This is a genomic window from Streptomyces sp. NPDC033216 (assembly GCF_055577115.1).
Map to the genome: position 1 here is coordinate 19,553 of NZ_JBVIQK010000009.1, position 22,819 is coordinate 42,371.

Consider the following 22,819-nt stretch of genomic DNA (forward strand, 5'->3'; position numbering starts at 1 on the left):
CGGCGAGGTGTCTGAACGCGGCGCAGTGACTGAGCGACCGTGTAGCCGACGTGGCGGGTCCGTCGGCTCCGCAGTGGCCGCCGACGGCACCGCCGTCCAGCAGTGCGCCTGCAACGGCACGCAGGTAGGGCGCAGGATGACGCCCGGTGGGACACGCGGCGCCATTCCGACACTGGTTCGAACTGCTCCAGTCAATACGATAGGAGCCCAAGACAACTGTGCGGCCGGCTCGACACCGAGGGCCGGCCAGGGTCGCCGATGCCAGGGTCCGCTCCCCGGGCTGCGGTGATCTTCCTTGTGTAGGAGGACCCCCCGCATGTTCCGACGTATTGGCAACACCGTCGTCCGACATCCCGTCTGGACGATCGTGGCATGGCTGATCGCAGCGGTGGCGATCGTCGCCACCGCTCCGAGCCTGCCCTCGAGCAGTGACGAGAGCAGCTTCCTCCCCCGAACCTACGAGTCCATCAAAGCGGCGGATCTCCAGCAGAAGGCGTTCCCCAGCGCCTTCACCCCGTCCGCGATCGCGCTGTACAAGCGCACGGACGGCGGCCGGCTGACCGCCGCAGACCACAAGGATGTCGCACGGATCACTTCCGAGCTGGGCAAGAGGCGCATCGACCAGGTACAGAACGTCGTCCCCGGCCAGCCGTCCAAGGACGGCAGGTACGCGCTGACCCTGATCCAGATGGACAGCAAGAACGCCGGTCAGCCCAAGCAGGCGGACGCGGCGAAGGTGTTGCGCGAGAACGTCAAAGAGCTGGCGAAGGGTACGGATCTCGACATCAAGCTCGGGGGTTCTGCCGCGCAGGCCCTCGACCAGCAGGACTCCTCGAAGCGCGGTGAAGCGCTGATCGGCATCGGCACCTTCGTCATCATCCTGGTGACCCTGCTGATCATCTTCCGGGCACCGATTCTCGCCGTCCTGCCCCTGCTCCTGATCGGCCTGGTCTCCGCCATCGCCAACGGGCTGATCGCGTTCGCCACCGAACTGTTCGACCTCCAGGCCAACAGTTCCGTCTCGTCGATCCTGATCGTCGTGCTCTTCGGTGTGGGAACGGACTACTTCCTCTTCCTGATCTTCCGTTACCGCGAACGTCTGCGCCTCGGCGATGAACCCAAACAGGCCATGATCAACGCGGTCGACCGGGTCGGCGAGGCCATCGCGTCGGCGGCCGGAGCGGTCATCATCGCCTTCCTCGCACTGGTGCTGTCCACCCTGGGCTTCCTCAAGCAGATGGGACCCGCCCTCGCCATCGCGGTCGCCGTCACCCTGGTCGCGGGTCTGACGCTGATCCCGGCCGTCGTATCACTCATCGGACCGAAGGTCTTCTGGCCTTCCAGGTCCTGGCGCGAAGAGCCGGACAACGCCCGATTCGCGGCTCTCGGCCGTGGCGTGCGCCGCCGCCCGGCGCTGACCGCCGCACTGTCCGGCCTCGTCCTGGTCGTGCTGTCGCTCGGAACCCTCGGCTACCACGCCACTTTCGACCTGGCATCGGGCTCCATGCCCAAGACGAAGGAGTCCATGGTCGTACAGGACGAGATGCAGAAGGCGTACTCGGCCGGCGCTGCCGCCCCCACCGACGTCTACCTCTCCAGCACCGACGGCCGACGACTCGAGCAGTCCGCCCTCGCCCCGTACGCCGAGGAACTCGGCTCCGTGGACGGGGTGGCAAGCGCCCGTCTCACCCAGGTGAACAAGGCGGGCACCACCGCCGACTTCACCGTCACCCTCAAGTACGAGGCGTCGACGGACGAAGCGATCGATGCCGTGGAAAGGGTGCGCGACGTGGCGCACGCCAACGCTCCGGAGCACACCGAGGCCCTCGTCGGGGGCATGTCCTCGATCTACAAAGACATCGACACCGCCGTCAACCACGACTACCGGACGGTCTTCCCCGTCGCCGCAGCCCTGATCATGGTCATTCTCGGGCTGCTGCTGCGCAGCGTCGTCGCCCCCTGGTACCTGATGGCCTCGGTCGGGCTCGGCTTCAGCGCCACCCTCGGTGCGACGGTATGGATCTTCCAGGACGGGCAGGGACACCCGGGCCTGATGTTCATGCTCCCGGTGATCATGTACCTCTTCGTGGTCGCCATCGGCACCGACTACAACATCCTCATGATCGCCCGACTGCGCGAGGAGGCCCGCGCGGGCCGATCACCACGGGAAGCAGCCGGGATGGCACTCCGTCACGCGGGGCCGACCGTGGCCGCGGCCGGCTTCATCCTGGCGGCGACCTTCGCCACCATGATGCTGGCGGGCAACTCGCTGCTCACGGAGATGGGGTTCGCGGTCTCCTTCGGCATCGCCATCGCGGCCTTCGTGATGGCGATGTTCTTCACGCCGAGTCTCACCGCGCTGATCGGCCACGCGGCGTGGTGGCCCGGGCACGGGGACCGGGCCGAGGGAACGAGGGCCGAGGCAGGCGCCGAAGGGATCGGCGCCGCACCGGCGACGCCCGGCGGCAGTACGGCGACGGTCGCGCCCGACCCGGCGGAGCGCCGTAACTGACGTGGACGAACCACGTCTGCCGGGCCACCCGGTCCGGCAGACGTCCGCGAGGCCTTTCACGCGCCGGCCTGGTGGGGAGGGGTCGGAGCGGCAGGCGGGGCACGGTGGGGTGGCGGGACAGTCACGGCGGCGGGGGCGGACGAAACGCGCCGCTCGCGGCAGGGCAGAGGGAGCTCCGCCTCGTACGGGACCGCCTTCGGAGAGGCTCAGTACCGACGGCTCCCCACCTCGCCGTCTCGGAGGATGCTCAGTCGAGACAGAACTCGTTGCCCTCGATGTCCTGCATCACGAGGCACGACTCGTTGTCGTCGTCGGCAGGCAGCAGTCGCACGCGCACCGCGCCCAGCGCGACCAGACGCGCGCATTCGGCCTCCAGCGTGGCCAGGCGCTCCTCACCGACGAGTCCGGTGCCCGCCCGTACGTCAAGATGCAGCCGGTTCTTGACGACCTTGCCTTCGGGAACGCGCTGGAAGAACAGTCGCGGGCCCACACCTGAGGGATCGATGCACGCGAACGATGAACCGCGCTCCTCAGGCGGTAGCGAGCGATCGTGATCGTCCCAAGTGGCAGATCCCTCCGGTGGCGGTGGTACGACGTACCCCAACACCTCGCACCAGAAACGAGCGACGCGCTCAGGATCGGCACAGTCGAAGGTGACTTGGAACTCCTTGATCGATGGCATCGGCGCACCCTAGCAGGGGGGTCTGCGCCGCTCGTCTCCCTGTGAGGATGCGCCCGTCGGCGGAAGGATGGCTCCTGCGAGGCCGCCGGTGAGACGTGACCGCCCCGTGCGGAACGTCCTCCGACAGCATCGGGGCCGGCGGGGCGCGCAGGCATGTCACGCACTCGCGCGTCGAGCACCGGGTGGAGCCGTGACGTCGGGCGCGCGCCGCTCGCGAGACCGCGGGAGGGTGAGGCACTTCCCCGGCCACCGGAGCGGCAGGTCCGTGCTCGGCGTCGAGAACGTTCGCCGCGTCGGTGTTCGCGAGCACAGGGCGGACGGGTCTCGCGCGGCGTGAAGGACGTGTGGCTGTTCGACAGGTTGGCGTCGAGGTGTGGAGAGCCTGCGATCGATCCGCACGTCTGCGCGGCGATTTCGCGGGCATACGGCCGTGGATCGGGAGGGTGCCTCCTCCCCCGGCCGATGAAGAGCGCCGCGTGGCGCCGACCTGTGGGAGTCCTGATGCCGACCGCCGTGCCGGAGAGACGCGCCGTCCTGTCCGGTGAATCACCCGGGGCCGTCAGGCCTGCCCACATCCGTCGCCTGCCTCGCGGCACCGGCCGGACCGCCGCGCGCATCGGTGCTCTGACGCTCTGCCAGGCCGTGTCGATGGTCGGTGTCGGGCTGCTGATCACCGGCCCCGCGCGCGACGTGTGGCCGATGACCGCCGAGGACGACCTGAGCGAGGCCCTGGAGGGGAGCCGCACCGGCGCCCTCACCACCCTCTCGTGGTTCGCGTCGGAGGCCGGCAACACGCTCACGGTGATCGCCATCACGCTGGCGGCGTGCCTGGGGCTGATCCTGGTACCCCGTCTGCCGATGTGGCGCCAGGCCGTATTCCTCGCCGTCGCCGTCTCGCTCCAGTCGCTGGTCTTCCTCATCGTCACCGAGTCGGTGGACCGTCACCGGCCGGAGGTGGACCGTCTCGACGCGTCCCCGCCCACCTCCAGCTACACCTCGGGGCACACCGGAGCGGCCACCGCGCTGTACGCCGGACTGGCCGTGCTCGCGCTGTCCCGCATCCGTGGCCCCTGGCGCAAGGTCGTCTGCGGGCTGCTGCTGCTCGTGCCGTTGATGGTGGCCCTCGCCCGTCTCTACCGGGGCATGCATCACCCCACCGACCTCGTGGGCGGCCTCGTCAACGGAAGCCTGTCGCTACTGATCGTCGGTCGCGCCCTGTTCACCGAGGGCACGACAACCGCCGTACCCTCGGCGCGCCCCGCCCCGGCCGCCGACACGGTCCGTGGTGAACGGGCGGCCGGCCGCACCGTCGTGGTCTTCAACCCGACCGTGACCGACGAGAACGTCTGCGCCGCGCTGCGCGACATGCTGCGACAACACGGGCACAGCGCACCGGAGTTCATCGAGACCACGGTCGAGGACCCCGGGGGCGGTCAGGCCGCCCGCGCGGTCCGTGACGGCGCGACCCTGGTGGTGGTGTGCGGTGGCGACGGCACCCTGCGAGCGGCGGCCGACGGCATGGCCGGCAGCGGTGTCCCCCTCGCTCTGGTGCCCAGCGGCACCGGCAACCTGCTCGCCCGCAACCTCCGTCTTCCGCTGTCACCCGTCGCCGCGCTGGACGCCGCCCTGCGCGGCGCCGTGCGAACCATCGACCTCGGCCGCGTCGAGGGCGACGGCCTTGAGGCCACGCACTTCGCCGCCATGTCCGGGGCCGGACTCGACGCCGCGATCATGGAGAACACCGGCGACCGGGCCAAGTCCTTCCTGGGCTGGCCCGCCTACGTACTGGCCGGCATCACCACGCTTCGCTTACCCCCGATGCGCGTGACGATCCGGCTGGACGGTGCCCCGGCCCTGCGCCGTACCGCCCGCATGGTCCTCCTCGCCAACGTCGGCACCGTCCAGGGTGGCCTCACGCTCGTGCCCGCCGCCCGGCCCGACGACGGACGGCTCGATCTGCTGGTCCTCGACCCGCGTGGACCCGGCGGCTGGATCCGTGCCCTCGGAGTGCTGCTGCGTGGCGGCACGAGGACACCGCGGCCCCCTTCCGTGCACACGCCCGCCGCCCACGACACCGTCACCGGCGTACCGGTGCAGTTCTTCAGCTTCCGGCACGCCGAGCTCACCTTCGAGTCCGAGCAGTCTCGCGAACTCGACGGGGATCCGGTCGCTCCGGGCCGGCGCCTCACCGCCGAGGTCCGTCCGGCAGCGCTGACGATGTTGCTGCCGTCCGCGGAGAAGTGATGGGTACGGCGACCAAGTCCCCCGAGGCGCGGGCCATGGGGCTCTTCCGCCGCCCGCCCCGCCGCGAGGCACCCGGCCGCACCTGGCCGGCCTTCGGCGCCGCGGCGTACCTGCTGCTGTGGACGACCCTCACCTGGTTGCCGAATCTCCACCCAGGGGTCAGCGGCTCCTGCGACACCTTCCACGGCGGTCCTCTCAGTGCCTTCCTGTCGCTGTCGCCGTTGCCCTACCTGACCTCCATCGCCCTGCTTCTCGGACCGTCGGTCGCCGCACAGCTGGAAGCCGTGCGGGCCATCCGTCCCGGTCCGCTCCACACCGACCCGGGAGTCTGAATGCCCGTACGGTTCACCACGCGCCGTCTCCGTGAGCGTCGCCGCCGGGAGGCCGACCGCAGGTTCGGCGTCCGCCTGCTCGGCGCGGCTGTCGTGGCCGCGATCGCGGCGGTGCCGTTCGGCCTGCTGCTGGTCCTCGTCAAAGGGCGGTGGCAGCCGCTGCGCCGACTGGACACGGGCGCGACGCGGCGACTGAACGAGACCGCACTGGACCATCCGGCCTGGACGGACACGCTGCGTGTCCTGTCGAACTGGGTCTGGGATCCGGTGACCCTGCGCGTCGTGGTCGCGCTCCTCACCCTCTGGCTGCTCCATCGCAGGGCGTGGCGGCTCGCCGCCTGGTCCGCCGTGACGGCGGTGGCCGGCGGACTGATCGGGCTGCTCGTCAAGGTGGTCGTCGAGCGGGCCAGGCCCAGTCTGGAGGAGCCGGTAGCGCACGCCCCGGGCTTCTCGTTCCCCTCGGGGCACGCCATGGCCGCCACCACGTCGTTCGCGATCCTGCTGCTCGTCCTGCTGCCCATGGTGCCGCGCGCCTGGCGGGTGGCGTGCTGGTGCTCGGCCGTCATCTCGGTGCTCGGCGTCGGCTTCACCCGCGTCGCGCTGGGCGTGCACTGGTTCAGCGACGTGGTGGGCGGCTGGCTCCTCGGACTCGCCGTCGTCGCCCTCACCGCCTGGGCTTTCGAGGCGTGGCGCGCCGACATCGGCCGGCGCACCACCGAACTGGCCGACGGCCTGGAACCCGAACTGACCGGCGCGCACCCCGAACCCGACCCCGTCCTGCGCTCGAAGCGCTGAAGTCACGACCGAGCAAGCTCCGCGGGTCCGGTCCCTCGTCGGCCGATCACCGGCAGACAGCGCTGCCTGCCGGAGCCCGCGTGGCTGCGGAGACCGAGTCGAGGGCGGCGGGCCACCGGTACCGCTTCCAGGACATCGGCCCGGGCCGCGCACACAACGGTCCCCCGGTCGATGACTACTTCGAGAGCCCCGTGTGGCAGCAGGAACTCGCCCTACGCTGACCTCTCGCGCAAGGGATCACCCTGCTCGACGTGTTCCGTGGCACCGGCGGCATTGTGTCGTCGGAACGCGCTGGCCCTCACCCCGGGACCCCCGCGGTCTGTCGCGGTCGTGGCGATGGGAGAACCGCGGGGGCTGCGAACGCGGCAGGGGCGTCACCCCGCGCGTCCGGCACTGCTTCGCTGAACCGCCGCGAGGAATTGTCCTGGGGATCCACTGCTCGCGACCGCCGTCCACCCCGTACCCCTGCGGTATCGGCCTCGGCTGTCCGCGTGATCGACCACACCATCGAGTACCTCGACCTGGTGGCCGGCCTCCTGCCACGGTCCGTGGCCGCTCGGCGCCCCTCGACGCCATGGCCGCGTGGTCCGAAGATGACCGAGGAGGCGCGCGGGAGCGCCGCTCCGGAGCAGCCGGATCCGCGCGGCGGCGGACTGGCTCGAAGAGCCCTCCCCAAGGGGGAGTTCGCCCCGGCCGAGCAGCTGGTCGACTCCTCGACGGCCAGAAGCAGCCGTGCCGCGAAGCGACTTCGACGTGGTCGACCCGGCCCTCCGCCGGAGGGCAGAAGCGCGGCCGCGGACAGCATGTCGCGAAGTACGTCAGTCGAGGCCTGGAAGGGCATACCGGCAGTGCCCTGACCCCTCGCCACGTCGCTTTCCGGACCTTCCGGACCGGACAACCGTCGGATTCGGCCGAAGCTGCCCAGGCTCGCATGGGCTCGGCGGTCCGGGGCAGCGGTCGCACGTGTCCCGACCATGCACACGCGCCCCGATGAGAGGCGCCCACCGTGAGGACCACGCCCCCATGACGACACCCCGCCTCAGAGCCGCGCTCGGCGTGCTGATCATGCTCCTGTTCCCCTTGTTCGGTGCGGCCTCCACCGCTTCGGCCAGCCCCCTGGCCGGCACGTCCTCCACCCCACTGCCGATCTCCTACCACGCGGACATGGCCGTGGATGCCGTACACCGCAGGCTGTACATCGCCGATGTGGTCACAAGTTCCGTGCTGGTGACGGACTTCGACGGCACGCTCCTCAAAACCCTGAAGAACAAGCCCGGCGCGGGCGACCTCGTCCTGTCCCCCGACTCGCGGACCCTCTACGTCGCACTGAGCGGCGGCGACGCGATAGCAGCCGTCGACACCACCACCTACCGGGAGAAGGCCCGTTACGCCACCGGCGCCGGGACGGCACCCCTGCGCCTGGCCCTGGTGGGCAGCACCCTGTGGTTCAGCTACGGATCCGACTGGGACAGCAGCATCGGCTCCCTCAGCCTGACCGGCTCCAGGCCGACGGTGCGGCTCGCACTGGTGCCCCGGGGGACCTGGGCCGGTCCGCCGCTGTTGCTGTCTTCGCCGTCGGCCCCTGGCCTGGTCATCGCCGGCGACCCCTACATCACCTCGGCCACGGTGACCGTGTACGACGTCACCTCGGGCGTGCCCGTCGTACGGACGACGCAGGACAATCCTGGCGGCGTGGGCAGCGTCGCCGACCTGTCCCTGTCGCCCGACGCCACCACCCTCTTCATCGTCGGGGGCTATCCGTACCACCACCTGGCGTTCCGGCTGAGCGATCTCTCCGTCGAGCACACGTATCCCACGCGCAACTACCCCAACGCGGCCGCGGTGTCCGTCACCGGTGAGATCGCCGCGGGCGTCGACAACTCCTACGGTGAGGACGTCTACCTCTTCCGGCCGGGCGCCGACGCACCATCGGGGGTCATCGATCTGGAACCGGACACCGGACAGGCTCTGCGGCAGCACGGCCTGGTCTGGGCTCCGGACGGCACCCGACTGTTCGCCCTCACCGGTGAGTACGGTTCCACCTTGACGCTGCACGTGATCCCGGATTGACCAGGGGCCGGGCCCGTCGGAGCAGACCGGGCCACCTGCCCTGGGACGTGCCGTCGGGCGGCCGGCCCTTCCGCCGCAGTGCGCCATGACCAGGCCGATGCCCCCGCGCCTCACCCGAAGGTGGCTGCGGGGCACGTCTGCGGCTCGTTTCCTGGTGCTCGCCGCGTGCCTTCGCCTTCCGCACCGGCATCCGCTGCCCGGCGGACGGCGGCTGCGTTTGACCGGCCCGTACGCCGAGGCCGAGCGGGTACGGGGCGACTGCTTTCGCGCCGACCGGCACAGCACGGGGCTGATCCGGCGTGCACCGAGCTGCCGGGCACCCGACTCCGGCGACCCTCCTCCGCTCGCCCGTCGGCGCGTCAGCGTGATGGTCCGCGATGCACGGCGACGGCGCCTCCCAGGGACATCGACCTCCCTGACGAGGCGTCGAGCGGCCGGCTCAGACTTGATCAACGGCACAGGGCGCTGTCGTGTCCGGCCGGTCGACACCACCTACAGAAAATCCCAAGGATCAACTCCCCAGGCATGCACGGCCGTTAAGGTGTCAATGATCCATCACGCCGATCAAGGTCCGACGTGTCGCACATGGATCGCCGGCTCAGCCGTACCACCGCACCGCTAACGCCACTGTGACAAGAACGACGAGCAGCACCGAAAACCCCTCCAGCGTCGGCTCGGCACCCGCCGACCCATCCCAGAGAAGGTTTCGCATGCGGATCAGATCAATCGGCGTCGTCCTCGCGGGTCTCACGCTCGCCACCCTCGCGACACCCTCACACGCCGCTGCTTTACCGGCCCCGAACATCGAGGCCGTCCGCGCCGTACAGCGGCAGGCCATGGCGCAGGGCGCACCGGGGGCGCTGACCCTCATCGACGACCAGGCCACCTACTACGGCGTCGCGAGCGGCAAGGCGAACACGGCCACCGGAGCCAGGATGGACACCAGCCGACGGTTCCGGATCGGAAGCGTCACCAAGACCTTCAGCACAGTCGTCTTGATGCAGCTGGTCTCCGAGGGGCTCGTCAACCTGGACGCGCCCGCCAACACGTACCTGCCCACTCCCTTGCCGAGCAGCGCCATCACCGTGCGGCACCTGCTCAGCCACCGCAGCGGGCTCTACGACTACACCAACGACATGTTCTACTCCACCGTCCCTGGCTTCGAGGCGGTGCGGAACAAGACATTCAGCTTCCAGGAACTGATCAACAAGTCCACGGCGCGCCCGCTGACCATCACGCCCGGATCCGGTTACAGCTACTCGAACACCAATTTCGTGGTGATCGGCCAGATCATCGAACACCTGACGGGGAAGCCGATCGCCGAGCAGTACCAGCAGCGCATCTTCGAACCGCTCAAGCTCGGCAACACCTCGTACGTGCACCCCGTCGTCAGCATCGCCGGGTCCTCCTCGCGCGGCTATCTGCGACCGGACGACACCACGCTTCCCCTGGTGGATTCCACGGAACAGACGGTCTCCTGGGCGCAGTCCGCCGGCGCGATCATCTCCAATGCGGAGGATCTCAACACGTTCTTCAGCGCCCTGCTCTCCGGCGGGCTGCTCCCGCAGAGCGCCCTGCGGCAGATGATGACCATGGTCCCCGTCAACGCGGACGGCAGTCAGTCCTACGGCCTGGGTCTGCGCGCCAGGAAGTTGTCCTGCGGTGTGACGGTCTACGGGCACACCGGCACCGTGCAGGGTTACTACACCTGGGCGTTCGGTACCCCTGACGGCAGCCGCACCATGACCTCCATGGCCAACACCTCCAACAACGGGACCGTGAACACCACGTTGGGAGGGACGCTGGAGGCGGCGTTCTGCGGCACCGCCCCGACGGCGGCCTCCCTCAGGTCCGCGGCGGCCGCGGACGGCGAGTTCCGCGAGGAGATCGCCCCGGACGTCGTTCGCGGCCGCCGGTGACCACGGCCAAGGCACCGGGACACGACTGACGACGTACCACCCCGGAAGCGGCGACCCGGCTCGGCGGACGGCGATCGTGCCTGCCGCACGCCCGTCGAGCCGGTCGACGCGCCGGGCTCCGTCCTCAGACCGTTCTCGCCCGAAGGGGGAACGACGCGAACCTCTGGGGTGGGGGATGCCGCCTCGGCGCGGCCCGGATGCCGGTCGGTGCCCGCCGGCCGGCGTCGACAGCTCACCGCGCGTCCCATGGCCCACGGGTGGGTGCCGCCTCGGCGCACGATCTGCTGCACCCGTTGGCCTTCCTGATCAGTCGGTCCGCGCACGCTGAGAGGCAGGGCCACCGCGCCCCGTCGATCGGAACGGACGCCACCACACATACGACATTCACGACCGCCGACCCGGCGAACCCAGGTGGTCCAAGCACCGGTTGGCGAGCTGAACCTTGCGGCCGGTGAACGAGTCGATCTCCGCACGCGACGGTACCTGTGGTTGTCGATACGGAGCGCATAGGGTCGTCGGCATGCCACTGCGACCTGTTCAGGTGAACATGAAGGCTCTTGATGGCCCGGCGGTCGGCCGGTTCTGGGCGGAGGCCCTCGGTTGGGGTGTGTACCAGGGGGCGGTGACGACCTACGTCGGCCCCGGCGTGACGAAGGTTGGCCCCGTCGTGAACGAGGTGGGACCCGTCGGCGGCTTCGTCTGGCCGGACCCGGTCGCCGTCTGCGTCGACGTCGTTCCCGTCCCGGAACCCAAGACAGCGACAAAGAACCGCGTGCACCTCGATCTCGCCACCACCTCCGCGGCCCATCAGGCCGAGTTGGTGGCGCGCCTCCAGGCTCACGGTGCGACGCCCGCGCACGTGGGCCAGGGCGATGTGCCGTGGACGGTTCTCGCCGATCCGGAGGGCAACGAGTTCTGCGTGCTGGAGCCCCGGGAGAACTACCGGGACACCGGGCCGATCGCCGCGGTGGTGGTCGACTGCGCGGATCCGCGGGCCATGGCCCGGTTCTGGGGTGAGGCGACGGACTGGACCCTGCACGAGGTGACCGACGGTCATGCGGTGCTGCGCTCGGCCAAGGGTGTCGGCCCCTATCTCGAGTTCCTCCGCACACCCGGTGTGAAGACGGTGCCGGACCGCGTCCATCTCGACCTGCTGCCGTATGCCGGTGACGACAAGGCGGCGGAGGTGGCCCGCCTGCGGGCCCTCGGCGCCACCGACCTCGACCTGGGCCAGGGCGATGTTCCGTGGACGTGCCTGGCCGACCCGGAGGGCCACGAGTTCTGCGTCCTCGCCTCGTCGTGACGGAGGGCCGGCCGGCCGGCCGCGTATGCCTGCCCTTGCGGCCGGCCGCGTCGAGGCCTTCGGGCGCCGACTCCCGGATGTCGCGTCGCCCGTCTCCACCATCGGCGCGCGAGCCCGATCGGCACCGGCTCAGGGCCCGCACCCGCGGCACCCGTCGGGACGGACAGCTGATCCGTTCTTGCTGCCGCCCTGTGATGCCTGGTCGACCCATGCGTCGCGGCGGAAGCCGGACCGGAAGCCCCGTCTGCCGGAAGACCCCGGTGCGGCTCAGCCTTGCCCTGGCCCCATTCCCGGCGGCGGATTGAGCCCGAAGCGCTCGACAATGCCCGGCAGCCATGCCGGCCGGCCGAACTCCAAGCCGTAGTTCTTGGCGAGCCCGGCGATCGCGTCGGGCTCGGGCGGACCTGCGGACACCAGTTCGGCCAGTTCACGGAAGAAGTGCTCGAAACCGGCGGGAGTGATGACCTCGATCATGCGGGCCGGGACCGGTCCGGCGTTCCACATGGTGTGCAACTCACCGCGCGGCTTCGTGATGTACCCGCCGGGGCCGAGGACGGTCTCACGGTCGCCGGAACGGAAGCCGATCTCGCCCTCCGTGACGATCGAGTACTCGTCCTCCCGCGTGTGCAGATGCGGCGGTACGAGCGCGCCGACCGGAAACGGGTGTTCCACGACCGAGAGCGCACCGTCGGTGTCGGCGCCCCAGAGTTTGAAGACCACCCCGATGCTTCCGAGGTCGGCCTCGGTCCCCTCCCCCGGTCGTACGACGGTGAGCGGAGGAGCTTGCGGCTCGGCCATGGCGATCACTCCTCGGCGCGAATCTTCTGCGCATTTAGGGTCACACCACTGTCTTTCGGATAAGTGTCCAACGCCGAGCGGGGGGACGCAACAACCGAGCGGACACCAGCGCTCACCAGCTGCGTGGTGCGACGGCAAGGTGGGGCGCCTTGCCCGGACACGGTTGCAGGGCGCCCCCGGCCCCGGAAGCTTCTCACCGCGTGTACCGGGCCATCTCGTCGGTAGTCGTCCGGGGCTGGGCGCGTGGTCGATTGGTCGGGTTCGGACGAGGAGGGCGGCCGAGGGAGGCACCCGTGGCCGGCCGAGGACCACCTCGGCTGCGCCGAGCAGGCCCGCGAACGCGTCGGGGGTGGCGAGCACGGCCGGGCGGAGCGGTCCTAGCGCGGACAGCCTGCCGAAGCGCAGCACGCGGCGGGCCTGAGCGGATCACCGGTCCCGGTGAGAGAGGTCGACGGCGCACGGCGGCCTCACCAGCACTCCCGAGCCGGCGGGTCTCGCCTTCCGCGGGCCGACAGGCCTCCGCTGCCCTCGCCGAGCGGCGATCCACGCGCTCCGGGCGGGCCGGTTCGCTCCAGGCGGCATCCGGGGCGACATGTCTCCGGCGTGCCGGGAGCGATGATCGCGGCCGGCTTCCGCTGCCGGTCCACCCCGGCCGCCCCGCCGGCCCCGTTCGCCCCGAACACAGCCGGCTCGGCCCTGCTGGACGTCGGTGCGGCTACTTCTTCTTGTTCGCCTTCGCTGTTCCGCCGCTCTGTGCCTTGCCCTGACCTTGGGAGGCCTTCTGCTGTGCTTGGCCGGGCAATTCGCTAGCGGTCTTCTTCTTCTGGCCGTGCCCTGAGGCATCGGTCGTGTTCTGCCGAGGTGCGGCGGTGCGCGGTGTCGGGGCCGCGTCGGTGACCGGTTGCCGACTCAGTTCTCCGGTCGTCCGGCTGACGTTCTGTGCGGGGGCGGGATCGCGGGGCGGCCGGGAGGAGGTGATGTGGTCGGCGGAGGGCTGGGGCACCGGTGTGGCGGGGGTGTCACTGCCGTCCTGCGAGGTGCTGGGGGAAGGAGACGTCGCGGCCGGACTGCTGGCGGGACGGGCCGCCTCGCTGTCGCCCCCCTGATGCGAGGAGCCGTCGGTGAGGGCGAGGGTGGCGGCCATGGCGGCCGCGACCGCGGCGGTTGCCCCGGCAAGCAGGGCGCGGCTCCGGGGACGAGTGAGTGCGGAAGCGGCTCGGGGAGCCGCTTCCGCGACGGGCCACTCCCCGCCTGGCAGCGGGTTCCTGTGCGTGCGGGTGCTGCCACCTGTAGGCCGCGGGCTTGCACCGATGCTCGTGGCGAGGGTCGCGGGCCGGTCCGACGTCAGGTCGGTGGTGTCGGCGGACAGCTCGGCCAGTGCCCGGGCGCAGTCGCGTGCCGTGGGACGTGCCTGCTCGTCCAGTGCGGTCATGTCCCGCAGAAGGGCGGCGAGTTCGTTGGGGAGGAAGTCCGGGAGGTCGGGCTGGCGGTGAAGGCGCGCTATCGCGGCCTCCAGCGGGCCGCCCTCGTATTCGAGCCTGCCGGTGAGGCATTCGAGGAGCACCAGACCCAGTGCGTAGACGTCGGCGGGCCGCCCGACGGGCCGGCCCAGCACCTGCTCGGGCGACAGGTAGGCCGCCGTGCCGATGAGGGTGCCGGTGGCGGTGCACGTGGTGGCGTCCAGCAACCGGGATATACCGAAGTCGGTGAGGTGGGGACGGCCGGATGCGTCCAGGACGACATTGGACGGCTTGACGTCACGGTGGACGATTCCCGCCTCGTGCGCGTGTGCCAGGGCCTCGGCGAGGGCGGCACCGATCACGGCCGTGGTTCCGGGCGGCAGCGGACCCTCGGCGATGCGCGTCTTGAGGGTGTGGCCCTCGACCAGTTGCATGACCAGAAAGGCGTCGCCGTCGTGCCGTCCGGCGTCGTAGGCGGTCACCAGGCCGGGATGCTGGAGACGGGCCAGGATCGTCGCCTCGCTCAGAAAGGCGTCCTCCGTGTCGAAACCGGTGCCCGGCCGGAACAGTTTGAGGGCCACCGGCCGACGCAGCCGCAGATCGAATCCTCGATGGACGTCCGCGGCACCGCCCGAACCGATGAGCGCGTCCAGGCGGTATCGGCCGGCCAGTATCCGGGCGGAGTACCGGGACGCCAGTGTGAGACCCGACTCGCGGAACCCCAACGCTCTCTCCCCTGCTCGTAGGACGCTTCCGGCTCACGTCCTCTGATGGCCGGCTCCCGAACGCGGGTACCCGCAAGGCACCGGGCTACCCCCACCACCTGAGCGGCAGCGCGACTCGGGCGGCTGCGTCGCAGTCACCGGCCACGACCGTAACCGCAAAGTTCGCTGCCCCCTGCCACTGCGCCGCGTCAGGCCGCTTGCCGGCCGGTCCGAGCCGTTCACCCTAGTCGCGCGCCCCGGCCGGCTCAGCGGCCCCGGACCCCGTCACCGGGCTCGCGTCGGTCTTGACGGCCGGGGCGAGCCGCGGCGTGCACGGTGTGTCCGACGCCTGCCGTGAGGGCGAACCGGCGGCCGCCGGCGGGCCCTTGACACGGGTGAGAGCGGGGGCGGGGACGAAGCCCCGGGAGCGGCGCAGACGATGCGGTGTCCCAGCGGCCGCGACGGCGTCCCCGAAGGGATGAAAGACACACGGTGATCCGCGTGTCACGGGCGTCTCGTCGGCACACTGCCACATGGCCATCTGGCCGTGCGCGGTCGGTCGGGGTGGCCATCGCCGTGCGCGACCGGTGGCGCGGGCGGGGCGAACCGGAGCGGCGTGGCCGCCGCCGGAACGCCGACGGAACAGGGGGCAGGCGTGGGACAAAGGGCTTCTCTCAAGGGCAGGGCACGTTACTGGTTCGACACCACCCTGGCTCGGGGCACCTCCGCGCTCGTGGGCTGGCTGGCCCTGGGCTGTCTCGTCGTCGTCCTCCCGGCGAGCGCCCTGCTGGTGTGGACGGACCCGCACGCGCCCACGTCCCGCTCAGGCAGGCTGGCGGCGGTCTGGCGTCTCACCGGTGAGACGCTACGGCTCGGCGGGGCCACAGGTCCGCTTCTGCGCGTGCTGTTGTCGGTACTGCTCGCCCTGGTCGCCCTGGTGTACGTGTCCACCCTCGTCGGTCTGATCACCACCGGCCTCACCGAGCGGCTCACCGCGCTGCGGCGAGGCCGCTCCACCGTGATCGAGCAGGGGCACTCGGTGGTGCTGGGCTGGTCCGAGCAGGTGTTCACGGTCGTGAGCGAACTCGTGGCCGCCAACGCCAACCAGCGGTACGGCGCGGTGGCCGTACTGGCGGACCGGAACAAGACCTCCATGGAGGAGGCTCTCGGCAGCAAGGTGGGGACCACCGGCCGTACCCGGCTGATCTGCCGCAGTGGTCCCCCCACCGATCCCACACTGCTCGCACTGACCCACCCCGGCGCGGCCAGCGCTGTGCTGGTGTTGCCCCACGACGATCCGGCGGCGGACCCGGAAGTGGTCAAGACCCTGCTCGCGCTGCGATCCACGCTCGGCGGGGAGGAAGGTCCCCCCGTCGTCGCCGCGGTCAGAGACGAGCGGTATCGGCTGGCGGCCTCCCTCGCCGCGGGAAGGCGTGGCATCGTCCTCGAGAGCGACGCGATCACCGCCCGGTTGATCGTCCAGTCCGCCCGCCGTCCCGGACTCTCCCTGGTGTATCGCGACCTCCTGGACTTCGCCGGGGACGAGTTCTACCTCACCTTCGACCCGGCTCTGACCGGCCGCTCCTTCGGCGACACGCTGCTGGCCTACGCCACCGCCAGCGTGGTCGGCCTGCTGCGTGACGGCAGGCCCTTGCTGAACCCGCCGCCGCAGACCTTGATCGGCCCGGGCGACCGGTTGATCGTCATCACACGGGACGACGACACCGCGCGGCTCGGCGACTGCTCCGGGCTGGTAGACGAGCCGGCGATGGCTCCCTGGCATCCGGCGGGCGCCCGGCCGCAACGGGTTCTGGTCCTCGGTTGGAACCGCCGGGCCTCGCTCATCGTCGACCAGCTGGGCCGGTACGCCGTGCACGGCTCGGTCATCGGCGTGGTGGCGGACGGGCAGGAGGTGACGGCCGAGCAGGTACGGGAGGCAGGTGAAGAGCATGCGCCCCGGCTGACCGTCACGTTCCGGCCGGGAGACGTCACCCGGCCCGAGACACTCCGGTGCCTGGAGATCGACTCGTACGACAGCGTCGTCGTTCTCGGCCCGGACCCCGTTGCGGGGCAGCATCCCCACGAGGCGGACAACCGGACCCTCGTCACGCTTCTCGTTCTGCACCTGCTGGAACAGGAGACCGGCCGGGAGCTGCCGGTGGTCACCGAGATGACCGACGACCGCAACCGGACGCTCGCGCCCGTGAGCCCCGGATCCGATGTGATCATCAGCGGAAAACTCATCGGCTTGCTCATGGCCCAGATCTCCCAGAACAGGCACCTGGCCGCCGTGTTCGAGGAACTGTTCTCCCCCACCGGCAGTCAGGTCCACCTGCGACCGGTGGCCTCGTACCTCCTGCCCGGTTGCGAGGCGTCCTTCGCGACGATCGTCGCGGCGGCGCGGCGGCGGGGCGAATGCGCCATCGGCTACCGCCGCCACGACCGGGCCACGGCCGTTCCCGACCACGGCGTGCGGATCAACCCGGACAAGAGCGAGCGGCGGCGCTGGACCGATCGCGACGAGGTGATCGTGATCGCGCATGACTGACGCCGCCGCCACCGCGTGAGCGCGGGGGATACCGACCACCTGAGCGGCTGCCGGCGTCCGCTCGACGGGCATCGCGTGACATGCGTCTCGTGTCGGCGCCCGGGGCGGGGAGCGGCCCGACGGTGCGCCGTCGCGGCCCGAGTCGAATGAAAGGGTCAGGACCGGGCACAAGAAGCAGATGGCTGATCTTTCGCAGTTGCTACAGCAGGGCATGCGCCGTCGCCACCTGAACGCGCAGGCACTGGCCGAGCGGACCGGTATCCGGACCCCCCGCATCCGGGTCTTCGCTCAGGACGGCGCGAGTGGTCCCGTGCATCCCACACCGGCGGAGCTGGCCGAACTCGCCGCCGCTCTGGCCCTGCCCCTCCCCGAGGTCCTCGATGCCGCCGGTGCTTCTCAGGCGGCGGCGTCGGCCTGACGTCGCCCGGCCCGGCGCTTGGAGTGCTTCAGGCGGGCGCGGGTCCCGTCGTGGGCGTAGTGGTGCCCCGACCCCGATGTCCGTTCAGCCGTGCCCGAACTCCCGTCCAGCGTGCCTGCCCGCACGTACCTGACACCGCGCCCCGCCCGAAGCCCGCGCATCCTCGTCATCCGGGTGCACGCCATCATCTGGGGGCTCGTCCGCCACTCGGCGAGGAGTCCGTCCCGAGCTTCGCGCACAAGACCGACGTGCTCACGCGCGCGTCCGGGCGTCGCCCTCCCCGCGTGCCTGCTCCCCGCCTCGAGTCCCCCTCCGGAGCGGCCGCTTCGCTCGCTCCTGTCCACCCGGCCACGCCGGCCCGTTGATCCAGATCCGGAGCGGGTAGACGGGTCGGCATGGTTGAAGTGGTGGAAGCTGGACTGTGGGGGTTGGTGGCGGGCTCGGCGCTGCTGGTCGGTGCCGCGGTGGGGTACGGGCTACGGGTACCGCAGAAAGCGATCGCGACCGTGATGGCCTTCGGGGCCGGGGTGCTGATCTCCGCGGTCTCCTTCGAACTGGTCGGGGAGGCGTACGAAGAAGCGGGACTTGTCCCCGCCGCCATCGGCGCCCTCATCGGCGCCCTGGCCTACACCGGGGGCAACGTGTGGCTGGCCCGCCGGGGTGCCCGCCACCGCAAGCGCTCCGGACACGGGCAGGCGCAGCCCTCGGAGGCCGAGCAGGGCGGGTCCGGAACGGCCCTCGCACTCGGTGCCCTGCTCGACGGGGTACCGGAGTCCGCGGTCATCGGCGTCAGCCTGCTCCACGGCGGCGCGGTCAGTCTGGTGACGGTGGCCGCGGTGTTCATCAGCAACGTTCCCGAGGGGCTGTCCAGTTCGGCGGGGATGAAGAAGGCCGGCCGCACCAAGGGATACGTCTTCGGCGTCTGGGCGGCGATCGCCGCGGCCAGCACGGTGTCGGCCGTCCTCGGTTACACGGTGGTCGGATCCTTCTCCCCCTCCGTGGTCGCCGCGGTGACCGCGGTGGCGGCCGGGGCGATCCTCGCCATGGTCGCCGACACGATGATTCCCGAAGCGTTCGACGACGCCCACCTGGCCATCGGACTCATCACCGTCAGCGGCTTCCTCGTCTCCTTCGCCCTCTCCCACGCCTGACCGCTGAGGAGAAGGACGGGGACACGGCGGTGACGCTGCGGGTGGCAGGTGGTGCAGGGGCACCTGTCGAGGCTCCTTTCCGCCCCGATCGGGACAGGCGACCCGCCGACGGGTGTGGGCCGGCGCGGCTCCAGCCGCACCGGCCCACGCGTTCGTCAGCTCACCCCACCGCACGCCCCGTCCAGCGACCGGACGGCCAGTGGGTCACGAGATCCAGCGGACAGAACTGACCGTCAGAGCCGCTGCCACAGGGCGCCGGGCTGCCCCACGCAGTCCCACTGCTGGATTCGGGCGCCGTCGTCCTTCGAGGAGTTCTGAACCTCCAAGCACTTCCCGCTCTCGTTGACGATGTACAGCGCGTCATGCTTCACCGACACGATCTTCCAGAACGTGCCGTCCTGACCCTTGCAGTCCCACTGCTGGGCCCTGGCTCCGTTGTCGTCCCCGGAATTGTCGATCTCCAGGCACTTTCCGTTGCTCTCCCGCCGGATGAGCATGCCGGAGCCGGTGCGCTCGAAGACCCATCGGGCGCCGTCCTGGCCGACGCAGCCCCATTGCTGGGCGACTGCGCCGTTCAGGTCGGAGGATTCCCTGATCTCCAGGCACTTGCCACTGTTGACGTTCCACACCCCGACCCCACTCACTGGTTCGAGGACCGCGGTGGTGCTGTACGCGACGGTGTTCGGCCACTGCCCGTCGTTGCGGGAGGCGGTGAACACCTGGCGGGTGCCGTCGGCAGTGACCGTCGCGGTGCCGAGGTCGTCGTCTCCGACCAGGTCGTCCTCCTCGATCCGGACGGTGACCGGCTCCCCGACCTTGAAGTACAACTGCTCGTATCCCCCGCCGTTCGCCCCGTACGACTGCCCGCACGTGCCGGTGTCGGCTACCCAGGCTTCGACGAACTTGACGCAGGTCCCGGCGTGGGAGATGTCGAAGGCGCCGTCGTTCCACGGCCACACCCGGTGGCCGTTGACCAGGACGCGCACTTCGTCGCCGTCCCCGGTCATGGAGTCCTCCTCCAGGTCCGCGGCCACCAGACCGCCGAGCTTCAGGGCGATCAGACCGGCTCCCTGAGCGGAGGCCGGTGACGTCCCGCCGGCCGCCGCAGTCGGGGCCTGAGCGCCCGCCGCGGTCAGGGCCGGCGCGGCGCCCGCCGCGGTCGGGAACAGGAAGGCGACGACCAGAGCGATCAGGGGCAACGCGCCCCGGAGCACTGAGCGAACGTGCATGAATTGCTTCCTCGCGTCTCAAAGGGGGCGCGACGGATCCCGGCCGGGCAACGGCCGAGAGGGTGCCACTCGCGCGGGGCTCCGGAGTCCCCCGTGCCGTGTCCGGAGCCGGCTGCCAACCTAAGGAGCGGCGGGAGACGCCGCCATCCCAGAAAAGTGGGGGGCGCGGGGCCGGCGCATCCGGTGGGACGCGTCGCTGCGGGGCGGGTGGAGCGCCTGGCCGTCTTCTGCGGTGCGCCCCCGGAGGAACGCCTCGAACCGCACCGCCTGTGGCTACCCCCCGCGCCGATGAGCCGAGGTCAGGTTTCGAGGCCGGCCGTCGGGACGTCCGCGCCCCGTGCCAGGGCAGGCTCGTAGTGCCGTGCGAACAGGTTCGCCACCAGGTCCCGACGGCTGCGCACGCCCGTCTTGTCGAACACGGCCTTGAGGTGGTCCTGGACGGTGTGCGGCGACATCCCGGTGAGGCGGCTGATCTCGGCGGTCGAGTGCCCACGCAGGACGAGTTCGGTGACAGTGCGTTCCCGGGGCGTCAACCCGTAGGCGGTGACCAGGAACGAGGTGCGTTCCTCCGGGCGGGCCGGCTCGATCACCACGGCGATGACGGCCCCGCCCTGGCCCGCGGCGCGGGACTGGCCCTGGCCTCCGGGCAGCGACCACGCGTGCAGCCGCGCCGGGCCGAGGGTGCGGGTGTGGGCCCAGGACGTGAGCGATCCGCCGGCCACCGCCGCGGTGCGGACCGCGGCGGCCGCGGCGCACAGGGCGGGCGGCAGACCGGTGTGCCCGTCGCCGAGGGGTACGCGGTCACCGCCCAGCAGCTCGGCGAGCCAGGGACCGGCCGTGGGGCTCTGGTGCAGTACCTGATACCGCTCGTCGAGGAGAATCAGCCCCGGAGCGGTGGCGGGGGGGTTCTGCTGCCACGCCTGCCGGGTCACATGGAGCCGACGCAGCGCGTCCCCCAGAGGCCGCGCGAGCGTCGCCGCCGTCGCGAGATCGGTGTCGTCGAAGGCCGGGGCGTCGCGGCCACGCCCCAGGACCAGCGCGCCCCACACGCCGTGCCGGTCACGCAGAACCACACGTAACTCGTCGCGGCAGCCCAGAGGACGGATGATGTCCCGGTACCGGGGGCTGCGCGCCAGCAGGTCACCGGCCTCACGGCTGAGCAGCCCGACGGGCGACGGGCGCCGCGCCAGATCCGGCAGCAGGTTGACGTCGCCTTCGCGGTACTCGATGTCCAGCATGCGCGGCATCAGCGCATCGGGCACCCCGTTGCGGTAGTTGCCTCCGGTGTTCATCAACGTCGCCGGATCGACGGTGACACCGGCCCAGATGTCGGACGGGAGCACCGGAGCCAGGGCGGTCATCACCCCGTCGAAGAACTCCTCGACGGTCCCCGCGGCCCTCGCCGCGCGTACGGTCGCTTCCCGTGCCCGCCCGACCCGCCCCCCGGCCTCCGACATGGGCCCAGCGTAACCACCGGACGGCACCTCGAGGGCTCCCCCTGAAGGGGCCGTTCTGAACCGGCCGCCCCGCGCGGCCACCCCGACGCCGTACCTGGCGCCGCGAAGTCCGGTCAGCCGACGTGCTCGGACAGTTGTCGGCGCTGCCGGGGCGGGACATCATGAGAGCGCTCCCATGAAGAGAAGAGGCGCCATTGCTGAGCAACACCAAACGCCGGCTGGCCCCGGCCGATCTCGACGCGCTGCTCCGGGGGTCGGCGGGCATCGGGTGTCGGCTCGAAGCAGAGTTGACGGACGGCTGGTTCAACACCGCGTACCGGGTTCTGCTCGACGACGGGCGCCCCGCCGTCGTGAAGCTCGCGCCTCACGACGACGTGCCGGTGCTGCGCTACGAGCGAGGCGTCATGGCGACCGAGGCCATGGTCTACCGGCTCGCCGCGGCCGCTCCCGGCCTCGGCGTTCCCATGCCCGAACTCCTCTTCGCCGGGGACGGCTTCCTCGTCCTCTCCGTGCTGGAGGGCACCCCCTGGGACAAGTCCGCGGATCGACTGGCGCCCGCGAGCGCGTCGTTGCTGCGTCGCGAGTTGGGCCGGATCGTGGCGGCCCTGCACCGACTGGTCGCCGAGGACGGCCGTTTCGGCTACCCGGCCACCGAATCGGCGCTCTCCGCCGCCGACTGGCGCACGGCATTCACCAGCATGGTCGAGGCCATGCTGGAGGACGCCGCCCGCTGGGACTCCCCGCTGGGCGTCACTCCCGACGACGTGCGCATCCTGGTGGCGGAGGGCGGGTACGCGCTCGACGAGGTCACCGAACCCCGCCTGGTCCACTTCGACCTGTGGCCCGGCAACATCTTCGTCCGCGCGACCGACGACGGATCGGCCGCCCGCATCACGGGGATCATCGACCACGAACGGGCGTTCTGGGGAGATCCGGCCGCCGAGCTGGTCTCACTGGCGTTCGGGGGCGACACCGGCCCGGACAGCGCGCTCGTCGCGGGCTACACGGATGGCGGCGGTCGGTTCGGCTCGGGGTCCGCGTTCCGTCACCGTCTGGCGCTCTACGGGCTCTACCTCGGCCTGCTGCTCGTCGTGGAGTTCGGGCCCCGCGGCTACGACGACGCGGACCATATGGCCTTCTGTCGCGACTACCTCGCCGCGCGGGTGGCCGAACTGCGCGCCCTGGGGTGAACGGACG

17 protein-coding genes are annotated in these 22,819 nt (G+C 71.0%); 12 read left to right on the top strand and 5 right to left on the bottom strand.

What is annotated here, in order from left to right; genetic code table 11:
• Nucleotides 1-316 precede the first annotated feature (316 nt).
• Complete coding sequence (locus ACZ5Y0_RS18355; protein ID WP_469129706.1) at nucleotides 317-2,512, top strand: MMPL family transporter; 2,196 nt, start codon at nucleotides 317-319, stop codon at nucleotides 2,510-2,512.
• A gap of 247 nt (nucleotides 2,513-2,759) precedes the next feature.
• Here the strand turns inward: ACZ5Y0_RS18355 and ACZ5Y0_RS18360 are convergent, their stop codons facing one another.
• Nucleotides 2,760-3,194, bottom strand: a complete 435-nt coding sequence (locus ACZ5Y0_RS18360; RefSeq protein ID WP_469129707.1) for a VOC family protein — start codon at nucleotides 3,192-3,194, stop codon at nucleotides 2,760-2,762.
• Between the two features lie 501 nt (nucleotides 3,195-3,695).
• On the opposite strand from ACZ5Y0_RS18360, the gene ACZ5Y0_RS18365 reads away from it, so the two are divergent.
• The 7 genes from ACZ5Y0_RS18365 (at nucleotide 3,696) to ACZ5Y0_RS18395 (ending at nucleotide 11,857) form a co-directional block, all read left to right on the top strand.
• Entirely contained in the window at nucleotides 3,696-5,438 is a 1,743-nt protein-coding gene (locus ACZ5Y0_RS18365) for a bifunctional phosphatase PAP2/diacylglycerol kinase family protein (RefSeq protein ID WP_469129708.1), read from the top strand.
• Nucleotides 5,438-5,770 carry a hypothetical protein gene (locus ACZ5Y0_RS18370; protein ID WP_469129709.1) on the top strand — a complete coding sequence of 111 codons (333 nt, stop codon included), beginning with the start codon at nucleotides 5,438-5,440 and terminating at the stop codon, nucleotides 5,768-5,770. The genes ACZ5Y0_RS18365 and ACZ5Y0_RS18370 overlap by 1 nt, the downstream gene beginning before the upstream one ends.
• Nucleotides 5,771-6,565: a phosphatase PAP2 family protein gene (locus ACZ5Y0_RS18375; RefSeq protein WP_469129710.1), complete on the top strand. Its 795-nt coding sequence runs from the start codon at nucleotides 5,771-5,773 to the stop codon at nucleotides 6,563-6,565. It begins immediately after the preceding gene.
• Between the two features lie 80 nt (nucleotides 6,566-6,645).
• Entirely contained in the window at nucleotides 6,646-6,786 is a 141-nt protein-coding gene (locus tag ACZ5Y0_RS18380; RefSeq protein ID WP_469129711.1) for a hypothetical protein, read from the top strand.
• Nucleotides 6,787-7,588: 802 nt separating this feature from the next.
• Nucleotides 7,589-8,635 (top strand): YncE family protein, encoded by a 1,047-nt coding sequence (locus ACZ5Y0_RS18385; protein ID WP_469129712.1) that lies wholly within the window; start codon nucleotides 7,589-7,591, stop codon nucleotides 8,633-8,635.
• Nucleotides 8,636-9,345: 710 nt separating this feature from the next.
• The gene (locus ACZ5Y0_RS18390) at nucleotides 9,346-10,554 is read left to right on the top strand and encodes a serine hydrolase domain-containing protein (RefSeq protein WP_469129713.1); all 1,209 of its coding nucleotides are present in this window, start codon (nucleotides 9,346-9,348) and stop codon (nucleotides 10,552-10,554) included.
• Between the two features lie 520 nt (nucleotides 10,555-11,074).
• Nucleotides 11,075-11,857, top strand: a complete 783-nt coding sequence (locus ACZ5Y0_RS18395) for a VOC family protein (protein ID WP_469129714.1) — start codon at nucleotides 11,075-11,077, stop codon at nucleotides 11,855-11,857.
• Nucleotides 11,858-12,124: 267 nt separating this feature from the next.
• Here the strand turns inward: ACZ5Y0_RS18395 and ACZ5Y0_RS18400 are convergent, their stop codons facing one another.
• Together ACZ5Y0_RS18400 and ACZ5Y0_RS18405 are read right to left on the bottom strand one after the other, a co-directional pair.
• Nucleotides 12,125-12,655: a cupin domain-containing protein gene (locus tag ACZ5Y0_RS18400; RefSeq protein ID WP_469129715.1), complete on the bottom strand. Its 531-nt coding sequence runs from the start codon at nucleotides 12,653-12,655 to the stop codon at nucleotides 12,125-12,127.
• Between the two features lie 715 nt (nucleotides 12,656-13,370).
• Nucleotides 13,371-14,840: a serine/threonine-protein kinase gene (locus ACZ5Y0_RS18405; protein ID WP_469129716.1), complete on the bottom strand. Its 1,470-nt coding sequence runs from the start codon at nucleotides 14,838-14,840 to the stop codon at nucleotides 13,371-13,373.
• A 634-nt stretch (nucleotides 14,841-15,474) separates the two neighbouring features.
• On the opposite strand from ACZ5Y0_RS18405, the gene ACZ5Y0_RS18410 reads away from it, so the two are divergent.
• The 3 genes from ACZ5Y0_RS18410 to ACZ5Y0_RS18420 all read left to right on the top strand — a co-directional run bounded on the left by ACZ5Y0_RS18410 (nucleotide 15,475) and on the right by ACZ5Y0_RS18420 (nucleotide 18,936).
• Complete coding sequence (locus ACZ5Y0_RS18410; protein WP_469129717.1) at nucleotides 15,475-17,367, top strand: CASTOR/POLLUX-related putative ion channel; 1,893 nt, start codon at nucleotides 15,475-15,477, stop codon at nucleotides 17,365-17,367.
• A gap of 178 nt (nucleotides 17,368-17,545) precedes the next feature.
• Nucleotides 17,546-17,785, top strand: coding sequence for an XRE family transcriptional regulator (locus ACZ5Y0_RS18415; RefSeq protein WP_469129718.1), 240 nt, complete (start codon nucleotides 17,546-17,548; stop codon nucleotides 17,783-17,785).
• A gap of 395 nt (nucleotides 17,786-18,180) precedes the next feature.
• Nucleotides 18,181-18,936, top strand: coding sequence for a ZIP family metal transporter (locus tag ACZ5Y0_RS18420; protein ID WP_469129719.1), 756 nt, complete (start codon nucleotides 18,181-18,183; stop codon nucleotides 18,934-18,936).
• A 233-nt stretch (nucleotides 18,937-19,169) separates the two neighbouring features.
• Here the strand turns inward: ACZ5Y0_RS18420 and ACZ5Y0_RS18425 are convergent, their stop codons facing one another.
• Both ACZ5Y0_RS18425 and ACZ5Y0_RS18430 read right to left on the bottom strand, forming a co-directional pair.
• Nucleotides 19,170-20,165 carry an RICIN domain-containing protein gene (locus ACZ5Y0_RS18425; RefSeq protein ID WP_469129720.1) on the bottom strand — a complete coding sequence of 332 codons (996 nt, stop codon included), beginning with the start codon at nucleotides 20,163-20,165 and terminating at the stop codon, nucleotides 19,170-19,172.
• Nucleotides 20,166-20,464: 299 nt separating this feature from the next.
• The gene (locus tag ACZ5Y0_RS18430; protein WP_469129721.1) at nucleotides 20,465-21,622 is read right to left on the bottom strand and encodes a helix-turn-helix transcriptional regulator; all 1,158 of its coding nucleotides are present in this window, start codon (nucleotides 21,620-21,622) and stop codon (nucleotides 20,465-20,467) included.
• 194 nt (nucleotides 21,623-21,816) lie between these two features.
• On the opposite strand from ACZ5Y0_RS18430, the gene ACZ5Y0_RS18435 reads away from it, so the two are divergent.
• Entirely contained in the window at nucleotides 21,817-22,812 is a 996-nt protein-coding gene (locus tag ACZ5Y0_RS18435) for a phosphotransferase family protein (protein WP_469129722.1), read from the top strand.
• Nucleotides 22,813-22,819: the final 7 nt, after the last annotated feature.